General features: G+C 68.8%; 12 protein-coding genes, 1 tRNA gene and 1 pseudogene. 9 read left to right on the top strand and 5 right to left on the bottom strand.

Features of this window, described 5'->3' with window-relative positions; translation table 11 throughout:
* From HUV01_RS06445 to HUV01_RS06420, 6 genes and pseudogenes are all read left to right on the top strand, one after another.
* Positions 1-197 (top strand): annotated as a pseudogene (locus HUV01_RS06445) (hypothetical protein); the annotation flags it as partial.
* On the top strand, positions 194-640 hold the full coding sequence (locus HUV01_RS06440; protein ID WP_174297479.1) for a hypothetical protein: 447 nt from the start codon (positions 194-196) through the stop codon (positions 638-640). The pseudogene HUV01_RS06445 and the gene HUV01_RS06440, both read left to right, overlap by 4 nt.
* Positions 641-815: 175 nt before the next feature.
* Positions 816-1,397, top strand: coding sequence for an SRPBCC family protein (locus HUV01_RS06435; RefSeq protein ID WP_174297478.1), 582 nt, complete (start codon positions 816-818; stop codon positions 1,395-1,397).
* Positions 1,394-2,578: a zinc-dependent alcohol dehydrogenase gene (locus HUV01_RS06430; RefSeq protein ID WP_174297477.1), complete on the top strand. Its 1,185-nt coding sequence runs from the start codon at positions 1,394-1,396 to the stop codon at positions 2,576-2,578. Before HUV01_RS06435 ends, HUV01_RS06430 begins: the two co-directional genes overlap by 4 nt.
* 25 nt (positions 2,579-2,603) lie before the next feature.
* The gene (locus HUV01_RS06425; RefSeq protein ID WP_174297476.1) at positions 2,604-3,389 is read left to right on the top strand and encodes an SDR family NAD(P)-dependent oxidoreductase; all 786 of its coding nucleotides are present in this window, start codon (positions 2,604-2,606) and stop codon (positions 3,387-3,389) included.
* Positions 3,390-3,479: 90 nt separating this feature from the next.
* Positions 3,480-3,554 (top strand) — tRNA-Glu (locus tag HUV01_RS06420).
* Between the two features lie 54 nt (positions 3,555-3,608).
* Here the strand turns inward: HUV01_RS06420 and HUV01_RS06415 are convergent.
* Together HUV01_RS06415 and HUV01_RS06410 are read right to left on the bottom strand one after the other, a co-directional pair.
* Entirely contained in the window at positions 3,609-3,758 is a 150-nt protein-coding gene (locus tag HUV01_RS06415; protein ID WP_174297475.1) for a hypothetical protein, read from the bottom strand.
* A gap of 55 nt (positions 3,759-3,813) precedes the next feature.
* Positions 3,814-4,887 (bottom strand): PA0069 family radical SAM protein, encoded by a 1,074-nt coding sequence (locus HUV01_RS06410; protein WP_174297474.1) that lies wholly within the window; start codon positions 4,885-4,887, stop codon positions 3,814-3,816.
* Positions 4,888-4,941: 54 nt separating this feature from the next.
* Between HUV01_RS06410 and HUV01_RS06405 the strand changes: the two genes are divergently transcribed.
* Both HUV01_RS06405 and HUV01_RS06400 read left to right on the top strand, forming a co-directional pair.
* Complete coding sequence (locus tag HUV01_RS06405; RefSeq protein WP_174297473.1) at positions 4,942-5,280, top strand: VOC family protein; 339 nt, start codon at positions 4,942-4,944, stop codon at positions 5,278-5,280.
* Positions 5,281-5,379: 99 nt separating this feature from the next.
* Positions 5,380-6,714, top strand: coding sequence for a hypothetical protein (locus tag HUV01_RS06400; RefSeq protein WP_174297472.1), 1,335 nt, complete (start codon positions 5,380-5,382; stop codon positions 6,712-6,714).
* A gap of 4 nt (positions 6,715-6,718) precedes the next feature.
* On the opposite strand, the gene moaB is transcribed toward HUV01_RS06400, so the two are convergent.
* Genes moaB through HUV01_RS06385 form a run of 3 tightly spaced genes read right to left on the bottom strand, consistent with a single transcriptional unit; the run spans position 6,719 to position 9,889 of the window.
* Positions 6,719-7,246, bottom strand: a complete 528-nt coding sequence (gene moaB, locus HUV01_RS06395) for a molybdenum cofactor biosynthesis protein B (protein ID WP_174297471.1) — start codon at positions 7,244-7,246, stop codon at positions 6,719-6,721.
* A gap of 4 nt (positions 7,247-7,250) precedes the next feature.
* Positions 7,251-9,161, bottom strand: coding sequence for a lytic transglycosylase domain-containing protein (locus tag HUV01_RS06390; protein ID WP_438827151.1), 1,911 nt, complete (start codon positions 9,159-9,161; stop codon positions 7,251-7,253).
* Positions 9,158-9,889 (bottom strand): uracil-DNA glycosylase family protein, encoded by a 732-nt coding sequence (locus HUV01_RS06385; RefSeq protein ID WP_254606423.1) that lies wholly within the window; start codon positions 9,887-9,889, stop codon positions 9,158-9,160. Before HUV01_RS06385 ends, HUV01_RS06390 begins: the two co-directional genes overlap by 4 nt.
* Before the next feature lie 124 nt (positions 9,890-10,013).
* On the opposite strand from HUV01_RS06385, the gene HUV01_RS06380 reads away from it, so the two are divergent.
* The gene (locus tag HUV01_RS06380) at positions 10,014-11,675 is read left to right on the top strand and encodes an electron transfer flavoprotein-ubiquinone oxidoreductase (protein WP_174297469.1); all 1,662 of its coding nucleotides are present in this window, start codon (positions 10,014-10,016) and stop codon (positions 11,673-11,675) included.
* Positions 11,676-11,789: the final 114 nt, after the last annotated feature.

The raw sequence follows: 11,789 nt of genomic DNA, 5'->3' as shown, positions 1-11,789 counted from the left end.
CCTCGCGGAGGGTGTGCAAGTCGCCACCTCGCGAACTCGGCGCATACGTGAGCTCCGCCGCAAAGAACAGGTCCAGTTGTCCGGCAAACGCGCTGCGCGGCCGGCGGGTGGCCGCCGATGCTCCCGTGCCGTTCGGGGCGCTGATGGCGGCGGCGGCTTACCCGATCTGGCTGGCGATGATAGGAGCGGGGACATGATCGCACTCCTCCTGGCGATACAGGCGGCGTCCGGGCAGGCGGCGTCCGGCATCGACGGCTCGCCGCTGGGGCCGATCGCGCGCCAGCAGCTGCCCGCCACCGGCTGCGCCGTGTTCCTGTGGAGCGCGGGGGAGCGGCGCGAGCTGGTGGCGATGGCGAGTGCGGAACCGGCGCGGCTGCGCGTGACGATCGACGGCCGCGCGGTGGACCTCGCGCGCGCCGAGCAGCAGGGCGTCGTCAGCTTCGGCTTCTCCGGCACGACCCGTTACCGCACGGCCGGCGTCGAGGTCGCGCTGGACATGGCCATCGTCATGGACCCCGCCCTGACGCAGGGCGGCACGGTGCCGAGCGCGGCGCTGACGCTGTCGAGGCCGGGTCGCGACAGCGTCGTCCTGCCGGTTGCCGGGCTGATCGGCTGCGCGGGCGCGACGCCGGGTCACTAGACCGGGCCACTGGAGCGGCCGCCGGCCACGCGATCCCGGCGCCGCATGCCGACGCGGGTAGTGCGGCGATCATGGCGTGCCTTGCTTTAGATCACCCAGTTCGGGGCGCTTCATCCGGAACGCCGACTCGATGCGAGCCGTTCTGGACGCAAATCAACCGAGGTGAGCGTTTTCCATGACCGACACCCACGATTCCGACGATGCGCCGGTCGCGACCGCCAAGTCGGGCGATCCCGCGGGAGAGGCGTCCTCCGCCATCGCCGATGCCAAGGGCGACACGATCATCGGCCGCGCGGTGACGATCAACCGGCCGGTCGAGGAGGTCTATTCCTATTTCCGCGACTTCTCCAATCTGCCGAGCTTCATGGAAAACGTCGTCTCGATCGACGTGAAGGACGCGCGGCTTTCGCACTGGATGGTGAAGGCTCCGGGCGGCAAGACGGTCGAGTGGGACGCGCGCGTCACCGCCGACGAGCCGAACCGCCTGATCGCCTGGACCAGCGAGGAAGGGGCGGACGTGCCCAACAGCGGCACCGTCACCTTCGATCCGGTCGAGGGGCGCGGCACCGTCGTCACGGCGACGATCCTCTACGATCCGCCGGGCGGCGTCGTCGGCAAGCTGATCGCGAAGATGTTTCAGAAGGAGCCCGCGATTCAGGCGCGCCGCGATCTCAACCGCTTCAAGCAATTGATGGAGGCGGGGGAGGTAGCGACGCCCGCGATGAACCCCAGGCAGCACGAGGAGATGGGGCTGTGAAGGCACTCGCATGGCACGGCAAGCACGACGTCCGCATCGACAACGTGCCCGATCCCGAGATCGTCAATCCCCGCGACTGCATCATCAAGGTGACGTCGACCGCGATCTGCGGTTCGGACCTGCACCTGTACGACGGCTATATCCCGACCATGAAGTCCGGGGACATCCTTGGCCACGAGTTCATGGGCGAGGTCGTCGAGGTCGGTGCGAAATCCACGCTCAGCAAGGGCCAGCGGGTCGTCGTGCCGTTCACGATCGCCTGCGGCAGCTGCTACCATTGCGGCAAGCACCAATATTCCGCCTGTCCCAACGGCCTGCCCGCGGACAACCAGGACATCGCGCGGGAGCTGTACGGCCAGGAGACGAGCGGGCTGTTCGGCTATAGCCACATGACCGGCGGCTATGCGGGCGGCCAGGCGGAATACGTCCGGGTGCCGTTCAGCGACGTCGGCCCGATCGTCATCCCTGACGGCGTTTCGGACGACAAGGTCCTGTTCCTGTCCGACATCCTGCCGACGGGCTGGCAGGCGGCGGAATATGCCGGCATCGAGCATGGCGATACCGTCGCGGTCTGGGGCTGCGGTCCGGTCGGGCTGTTCGCGGTCCAGTCCGCGTTCCTGATGGGCGCCGCGCGGGTGATCGCGATCGACCACTACCCGCATCGGCTGGAATTGGCGGCGAGGTTCGGCGCCGAGACGATCAACTTCGAGGAGACGGCGACCTATGAGGCCCTGATGGAGATGACCGGCGGCATCGGCCCCGACGCGGTGATCGATGCGGTCGGGCTGGAGGCGCACGGCATGTTCGTCGACAACATCGTCGATCATGTGAAGGCGGCGCTGATGCTGGGCACCGACCGTCCGCATTCGATCCGGCAGGCGATCATCGCGTGCCGCAAGGGCGGGCGCGTCTCGATGCCCGCGGTGTACGGCGGCTTCGTCGACAAGTTCCCGCTGGGCGCGTTCATGGAAAAGGGCCTGACGCTCAAGACCGGCCAGACACATGTCCAGCATTACATGCCCGCGCTGCTGAACGCGATCATGGAGGACAAGATCGATACCGAGTTCATGATCTCGCACCGCATGCCGCTGGAAGACGCGCCCAAGGGCTACAAGATGTTCAAGGAGCAGCAGAACGAAGTGACGAAGATCGTCCTGAAGACCGGAACGGTCTTCGCCTGAACCCTCATCCAACGGGAATAGCATCATGGCCAACAAGCTTGCGATCATCACCGGCGCGTCGACAGGCATCGGTTTCGAACTCGCGCATCTCGCGGCGCAGAACGGCTTCGACCTCATCGTCGCGGCGGACGAACCGCTGATCGACGCCGCCGCCAACGACTTCAAGGCGCACGGCATCGCGGTGGAGTCCGTCGAGGCCGATCTGTCGACGGTCGAGGGAATCGACCGGCTGCTCGCGGCCACGGGCGGGCGGCAGATCGACGTGCTGTGCGCCAACGCCGGTCGGGGCCTCGGGCATGCGTTCCTCGATCAGCCGGTGGCCGAATGGCGCAAGGTGGTCGACACCAACGTGTTCGGTACCAGCTACATCGTCCAGAAGGTACTGAAGCAGATGGTTGCGCGCGGGGAGGGCAGAGTGCTTGTCACCGGCTCGATCGCCGGACACATCCCCGGCGCGTTCCAGGCCGTTTACAACGCGACCAAATCCTATCTCGACAATTTCGTGCCCGCGCTCATCAACGAGATCAAGGACCATGAAGGGGTCACGATCACCAACCTGATGCCCGGACCGGTCGAGACCGAGTTCTTCGATCGCGGGCACATGATGGACACCGAGGTCGGCCAGTCGCAGTCCAAGAGCGATCCCGCGGACGTGGCGAAGGACGGGTGGGAAGCGATGATGGCCGGCAAGGCGGCGATAACCTCAGGCTGGAAGAACAAGATCCAGAACGTCGTCGCCCATGTCGTGCCGGATACGATCCTGGCGCAGCAGCACCGCAACATGGCGGAACCCGGCAGCGGCGATCGTTGAGACGCCCACCGCGGTGGTCAAGCGTCCGGGCAGGCGTTGCCCGGACGCTTGACCACCGCGGGCGGACGCCCTACGCCCGCCCATCCGGACGGCCCCTTCGTCTAAGGGTTAGGATGCGGCCCTTTCACGGCTGAGATACGGGTTCGAATCCCGTAGGGGTCACCAAGGCGCGTTCCGGATGCCGGCGTTGGCTTCTTTTCTGCAAGGATGAGGTCCGTCTCACTCCGACTGATTGGGCGTTGGAGGTTCCGGGGCATGGTTGCCGTAACCGCCGCCGGACTCCGGCTCTTCCTTCGCCTTCCATCCCGGCGTCTTCTTGGCCTTGCCTTCCGGTTCGGCGGCTACCGGATCGATATTGTCCTCGTCCATCGTCGTTCTCCTTGTACCTGAACGACGACAACTCGCGACGTCGCGCTAGGCTGCATCAGTCGAACAACTCGCCCTGATCGCCACGGCGCGCGCGGAACAGGTCGGTCCGCATCGTGATGCGCTCCCTGTTCAGGCCGTGGCGGCGGCAGGCGATGCGGAAGCGGGTGCGCATCAGTTCGGCCCATGGTCCGCTCCCGCGCATCCGCGTGAAGAAGGCGGGATCGTTGTCGCGTCCCTCGCGCAGCGAGCGGATCGTCGCCATCACCTTGGCCGCGCGATCCGGGAAATGTTCGTCGAGCCACGCGCGGAACAGCGGCGCCACCTCATGCGGCAGCCGCACCGGGATGAAGAACGCCGCCCGCGCGCCCGCCCGCGCCGCGCGCTCCACGATATGCTCGATCTCGTGATCGGTGATGGCGGGGATGACGGGCGCGATCGAGACGGTGATGGGCACCCCCGCGTCCGCGAGCCGGCGCACCGCCGCGAGTCGTCGTTCTGGGTGCGGCGCGCGGGGCTCGACCGTCCCCGCCACCTTGGGATCGAGCGAGGTGATCGACATGCAGACGCTCGCCAGTCCGCGTGCCGCCATCGCCGACAACAGGTCAAGGTCGCGCAGGACGCGATCGGACTTGGTGGTGATCGTCACCGGATGCCCGGTCTGCGCCAGTACCTCCAGCACGCCCCGCGTGATCCGCCAGTGCCGCTCGATCGGCTGATAGGGATCGGTGTTGGTGCCCAGCGCCATGGGCTGGACCAGATAGCCGGGCCGCGACAGTTCGGCGCGCAGCAGCGCCGGCGCATCGGGCTTGGCGAACAGGCGGCTTTCGAAGTCCAGCCCCGGCGACAGGTCGTGAAAGGCGTGCGTCGGCCGCGCGAAACAATAGATGCAGCCGTGCTCGCAGCCGCGATACGGGTTGATCGACCGGTCGAAGGGCACGTCGGGCGAAGCGTTGCGGCTGATGATCGTGCGCGGATGCTCGACGGTGACGGTGGTGCGCAGCCTCGGCGCCGCGCCGTCGACCAGCTCGCGGGCGTCCAGCCAGTCGCCGTCCGGCTCGACCGCCGGCAGGCCGAAGCGACCGCTGTCGATGTTCACCGTGGCGCCACGGACAGGACGAAGGCCGGCCATTGACACAGGCTATCCTCTCGGAGAGAACACATCAAGAACGATTCGGAGAACCTCATGGCCAGGCTTGCGTTCCTCGAACTGCCGGTCGTCGATGCGGCGACCACAAGCGCCTTCTACGCGGCGGCGTTCGACTGGACGTTCGCGCCGTTCGGGCCGACCTATGCCTCGACGATGACGGGCGACACCGACATGGGGCTGCAGGCCGATCCGGCCGAGCGGACCGCGGCGCCGCTGCCGGTGATCGCGGTCGACGATCTGGATGCGGTGCTGGCGGCCGTGGAGGCGGCGGGCGGGTCGGTCACGCGGCCGGTCTTCGGCTTCCCGGGCGGCCGGCGGTTCCACTTCCGCGATCCCGACGGGCATGAGCTCGCGGCGATGCAGGTCGACGACTGACGGCCGGTCGCGCCGTTAACCCTCCTGCGTCGACGAAGCCGTAACACTGTCGCGGGTACGCCGCTTTCCGGGAGGCCGGGTATGGCGTGGGGGCGGAGCATGGGACGGGTCGCTAACCGACTGGACCAGTTGGGATCGGCCGACCGGGTCGTCCCGGTGCTGTTCGTACTGACGATCGGGACACGGCTCGCATTGATGCTGCTGGTGCCGCAACGACCGGTGTCGGATGCGCAATGGTATATGGTCCGTGCCGCCGAGATGGCGCGTGGCCTGGGGTATCAGGAGGCGGGCCACCCGACCGCCTTCTGGCCCGTCGGATATCCCGCGTTGCTCGCGGCGAGCCTGTGGTCGTGCGGGCCGTCGCTGCTCGGGCCGATGCTGCTCAACCTGGCCGGCGCGGCGGCGACGCTGGCGCTCGTGCTGGGCTTCGGCCGGGCGTTGGGGATCGACAGGACGGCCGCTCGCATGGCCGGGCTGATCCTAGCCGTCTATCCCGCCTCGATCGCCTATGCGGGGCAGGCGATGTCGGAAACGGTCGCGACCGCGCTGGGCATGTCGGCGTTCCTGCTGCTGATCGTCGGCCGGCATCGTGCGCCGCTCGTCCTGCTGGCGGGCATCGCGTTCGGGCTGGCGACGCTGATGCGCGCGCAGATGCTGCTGTTCCCGGCCGGCGCGGTGATCGGCATCGCGCTCGCCTGCCGCGACTGGCGCCCGCGCCAGGCGCTGGCGGCGGGACTGCTCTGCTACGCCGGGCTCGCGGCGACGGTGCTGCCCTGGACGTGGCGCAACGTGACGGTGATGAACGCGCCGGTGCTGGTGTCGACCAACGGGGGCGTCGCGCTCTACACGGGCGCGAACGATCTGGCGGACGGCGACTTCATGGCCGTCGAGCGCACTCCGCTGTGGGCGCAGGTCGGCATCCCGTTCGCGGACCGCATCGCGCGTCAGGTCGACATCGACGATCGCTACAAGGCGCTGGCCAGGGCCTGGATCGCGCGCCACCCCGCACGCTGGCTGGCGCTGGGGCCGCGCAAGGTCATGCTGGTCTGGCGCAAGGACAGCGACGCGTTCTGGGCGCTGGAGGCAAGCTATCCGGAGCGGTCGCGAACATGGACGATCGTGGCCGGGGTCAATCAGCTCGGCTATCTGGCCGTGCTGGCGCTGGCTGCGGTCTCGCTGGTCCCCGCCGCGATCGGCGCGGTGCGGCGCGGGCCGGCTCAGCCGCTGGCCCTGCTCGTGCCGATGCCGGTGTTCGTCAGTGCGACGGCGTTCGGCTTCACCGGCCAGACGCGCTATCACGCCCCGGCGATGCCGTTCCTGATCCTGGCGGCGGGCGTGACGATCGTCCGCGTCGCGGCACGCCTCCGCCGGTCGGCGATCGGGATCGCCGCGCCGCCCGGCGCCGTATCGATCGCGAACGACCGCCGCGCCTGACGGGTCAGCGTTCCCGGAGCCTGGGCATCAGCTCGACGAAGTTGCAGGGGCGATGCCGGCTGTCGAGCTGCGTCGCGAGGATGCCGTCCCAGCCGTCGCGCACCGCACCCGTCGATCCGGGCAGCGCGAACAGATAGGTGCCCCTCGCGACGCCGGCACAGGCGCGCGACTGGATCGTGGAGGTGCCGATCTTGGCGAAACTGAGCCAGCGGAACAGCTCGCCAAAGCCGGGTATCATCTTTTCGGCGACGCGTTCGATCGCTTCCGGCGTGACGTCGCGGCCGGTAACGCCGGTGCCGCCGGTCGTGACGACGCAGTCGATCTGGCGGTCGTCGATCCAGCCGTCCAGCCGCGCGACGATCAGCGCGACGTCGTCGCGAACGACGGCGCGGTCGGCGAGGAGGTGGCCGGCGCCGGTCAGTCGCTGGACCAATGTATCGCCCGACCGATCGTCGGCGAGCCCGCGCGTGTCGGAAATGGTCAGCACCGCGATCCTGACGGGCAGGAACGCGGCGTTCTCGTCCAGCGGCATGCGGTCAGTCGGCAGTGGCGAAGGTGCGCATGGGCGAGGTGAAGGCGGGCGACACGGCGGTCGCCACCGGGGCGGTGCTGGCCGTGGCCGTACGCGGCGCGCGCGCGTTCAGCCGCACCGCGCTGGGTCCGGAAAGCCCCGGAAAGCGCGGCCACATCCCCTGCGCCAGCGCGACGCGGCTGGGCGAGGCGCCCCTGGCGGCGGAACTGCCAAGCTGGCCCTCGTACATCCAGTAATTGCGCAGCACCGTCATCACATAGCCGCGCGTCTCCCAATAGGGGATGGACTCGATATACAGCAGCGGATCGCCGCCATCGCGCGACAGCGCGTTCCACAGCTGCACCGGCACGGGTCCTGCATTGTACGCGGCGATGACCTTGGGCAGCAGCCCGCCGGTCGCGGCCTGATCGCGCAGCCGCTCCAGCTGCATCTGGCCCAGTTCCATGTTGGTCGACGGGTGGCTCAGCGCCGCGCGATCGGGCAACGTCCCGTGGAGCCGGGCATAATCCTTCGCGACCGACGGCATGATCTGCATCAGGCCATAGGCGCCGGCGTGGCTGACGACGTCGGTGCGGAAACGCGATTCCTGCAGCGTGTGGGCATAGACCAGCGCCTTGTCGATGCGCCATCCGCCGTCGGGCGTCCAGTTCGGCGCGGGATAGCGCGCGGCGACCGGCGGCGTCATGCCGACGGGGCCGTTGTGCGACAGCCAGACAACCGTGGCGGGCAGGTCCAGCTTCGCGGCGAGGCGGACGAGCGGCGCGAACTCCGACGGCTCGCCGATCTCCGCCTGGCGGCGCAATACCTGGTCGGCGAGCGCGGTCTCGCGGATTTCCGCCAGCGCGGCGGCGACGCGGATGTTGGGTCGCCGCTCCAGCGCGGTCCAGTCGGCGGCGACGAACCGGTCGCCGGCCCTGGCGCGCGCGTCCTGGATGCCGAGCGACTGGCGCGCGAGCAGGCCGTAGAAGGTCTCGCGGAACTGCGCCGCGTTCTTCAGCCGCGCCTCGATCAGGTCGGGCCGGCCGCATGCCATGTCTGCGCGCGCGGACCAGAACAACCCGGCGGCGCGCAGGTCGGTATCCGCGGCGCGCGTGGCGACGTCCTCGAACGCCTTGCCCGCGGCGGCGCAGTCGTCCTGCCGCCAGGCGGCGAGCCCGCCGACCCACTCGCCCTGGAGCGCCCAGTCGCCCGTTCCCGCCGCGGCCTTCACCGCCATGGCGCGGGCGTTCGCGTCGTCGCCCTGGAGATAATAGATCCAGCCGACCTTCTGCTGCCACTCGGTCTGCGCGTCGGAGGACAGGCCCTCGGTCGCGTCGAGCAGCGCCTGCGCGGCGGCGCCCTGGTCGTCCTTCACGAAGGGCTTCATCCTCTGCGCGAGGTCGGCGGCGACCAGTTCGCTCTTGATGCTCCTGGCGCGCGCTCTGCTCGGCGATCCGTCGATCCAGGTCATCCGCTGAGCCACCGGCAGCGCGGGCAGGTCCGCGGCACCCTTGGCGCGGGCGAGGCGGGCGAGCGCATCGGCTTCCGGCAACTCGGGCGCCTGTGTCAGGACCTCGACGATCGGTGCGGCGTCCATCCTGGGCGAGCCATGCGCGATATAGAGTTCGGCTCGCGCGATCGCGTGGAGGGGACCCGGCCTCATCCCGTCGAGCGCCAGCTGCGCATCGGTCCAGCGGCTCTCGCGGATCGCATCGAAGACGATGCGATAGCCCCCGCGCTGCACGGCATCGAGCTGGTCGGGAATGCCGTCGTCCTTCGACCCCGCGCGAGGCGCCACCGTGTCGACGCTGGCGCCGGCGTCGACGGCCACCGCGGTGGCGGCCGGCGCTTCGCTCGCCCATGCCGAGGCAGGTGGCAGCACCACGCCCGCGAACAGCGTCGCAACCAGCAGCTTGGCTTTCCTGCTCTGCGTCACGCCACCATTCCCATCAGCAACCGCAAGTCCCGCCACGCATCCGACTTGGCCTTCGGCCGATCGAGCAGGTAGCGCGGGGTGAAACTCGCTATTACCCGTGCTTGTCCGCCATGATGGTTAACGGAATGCAAAGAACCCCGTGCCGAGACGCAGTTCAGCCCGAGCGCCGCACGACTTGCCGCATCGCCCAGCAGCAGCACACGATCGGGGCGCGCGAGAGACAGATGGTGGCGCAACACCTGCGCCAGCGGAGCTTCGTCCGCGCCGCCGATCCGGCCGGCGGGGGGACGCGCGGTCGCGACGGGGACGAGCTGTATCCCTGCACGATCCAGCCCGATCGCGGCGAGCATCCGGTCGAACAGCATGCCTGCGGCACCGCTCAGCAGACGACCGGCGGCAAGGTCGTCCCGCTCGGGCACGTCGGTCACCACGATCGTTGCGGTCGCCTGACCTTCAGGCCCGATCCGGGGACCCGGCCAGCCCGCCTCGGGTGCATCGGGACCCATCCGCCACGCCAGGAACCCGGCAAGGTCCGCAGGCATCGCGGCGGGAACGACGGTGGCCGGCCTCGTGGTCGCCGGGGTGGCAGGAGTGACCGGGACGCGGGCTGGCGCGGCGAGCCAGTCGACCGGTTCCTCGTCCACGAGCGTGTCGACACCGGCGTCGCGCCACCATTGCAGCGTGCTGGCCGCCAGCGCCCGATCGAGGTTGTGGTCCGCCCCTGTCACCCCATGTTGTTGGTGGCACATTGACCGCGACGTCAATTCGCGGGAACGACGGTTCGGACGGATGGTGGCCGGGGCGCGTCCGAATGCCTGCCCGCGGATGGCGGTCGCCGACAGGAGTGGAGAGATGTCCCAGCGCGAGTCGATGCCTTATGACGTCGTGATCGTCGGCGCGGGACCGGCGGGACTGACGGCGGCGGTCCGGCTGAAGCAGCTGGCGGCGGAGCGTGGCAACGAGCTGTCGGTGTGCGTGCTGGAGAAGGGATCGGAGGTCGGCGCGCATATCCTTTCGGGCGCGGTGATCGATCCGCGCTCGATGGACGAACTGTTGCCCGACTGGCGCGACACCGACTGCCCGCTCGCCGAAACGCCGGTGACGCAGAACCTTCATTGGGTCCTGACCCGCGGCAGGAACTACACGGTTCCCGAGATGCTGACGCCGCCGTTCCTGCACAACGAGGGAGCCTATACCTGCTCGCTGGCCAGTCTGTGCCGCTGGCTGGCGGGACGTGCCGAGGAGCTGGGCGTCGAGATATTCCCCGGCTTCGCGGCGGCCGAGGTGCTGTTCCACGACGACGGATCAGTGAAGGGCGTCGCGACCGGCGACATGGGCGTCGCGCGCGACGGCACGCACAAGCCGGAGTGGCAGCCGGGGCTGGAGCTGCATGCCAGGTACACGTTCCTTGCCGAAGGCGTGCGCGGCCACCTGACCAAGGAGGTGATACGCACCTTCGACCTTGCGCGCGATGCGCAGCCGCAGGTGTACGGGCTGGGCGTCAAGGAACTGTGGGACATCGCGCCCGACAAGCACGTTCCCGGCCGCGTCATTCATACCCAGGGCTGGCCGCTGTCCGAAACGGACGGCTCGAACGGTGGCGGCTGGATCTATCATCAGGCGAACGGGCAGGTGTCGATCGGCTTCGTGACGTGGCTGTCGTACACCAATCCGCATCTGTCCCCGTTTGCGGAGATGCAGCGGTGGAAGACGCATCCGGCGGTGCGCGCGATCCTGGAGGGCGGCAAGCGCGTGTCCTATGGCGCACGCGCGATCAACGACGGCGGGTTGCAGGCGATCCCGAAGCTGACCTTTCCGGGCGGCGTGCTGATCGGCTGTTCTGCGGGTTTCCTCAACGTGCCGCGACTGAAAGGCACGCACGGCGCGATGAAGTCGGGCATGATGGCGGCGGAAGCGGCGTTTGACGCGGTGGAGGCGGGACGGTCGGGCGACGAGCTTTCCGCCTATCCCGCGGCCTTCGAGGCAAGCTGGCTGCACAGGGAGCTGAGCGTCGCGCGCAACGTGGTGCCGCTCAACAAGAAGTTCGGGGATTACCTCGGCACGATGTTGTCGGGCGCGACCTTGTGGGCGGAGCATCTTGGACTGAAGATGCCGTTCACGATGAAGCACCGTCCGGATCACGAGAGCCTGTGGCGCAAGGATCTGGTCAGGCCGATCGATTATCCCAAGCCGGATGGGACCCTTACGTTCGATCGCCTGTCGTCGGTGTTCATGTCGAACACCAACCATGAGGAGGATCAGCCGGTCCACCTGACGCTGCGCGATCGGCGTATCCCCATCGACCACAATCTGCCGATGTACGACGAGCCGTCGCAGCGATACTGTCCGGCGGGCGTGTACGAGGTGGTGGGGCAGGATACGGGGGACCCGCGCTTCGTCATCAACGCGCAGAACTGTATCCACTGCAAGACGTGCGACATCAAGGATCCGACCCAGAACATCAACTGGGTGGTGCCCGAGGGCGGCGGGGGGCCGAACTATCCCAACATGTAGTCTGCTTCGGGTGCTGCTGGCGGCGGCTGCGCTGGGGTCAGGTTGCCCGGCGCTTGCCGACCGCGGCGACCTGGGCGCCTATCTGCGCGCGCGGGTCGCCGATGGTGCGGGGCG

It is taken from the genome of Sphingomonas bacterium (assembly GCF_903643035.1).
Classification (GTDB): Bacteria; Pseudomonadota; Alphaproteobacteria; order Sphingomonadales; family Sphingomonadaceae; genus Sphingomonas.
The sequence above is the reverse complement of the archived record's forward strand: the minus strand, read 5'-3'. Positions and strand labels throughout refer to the sequence as shown.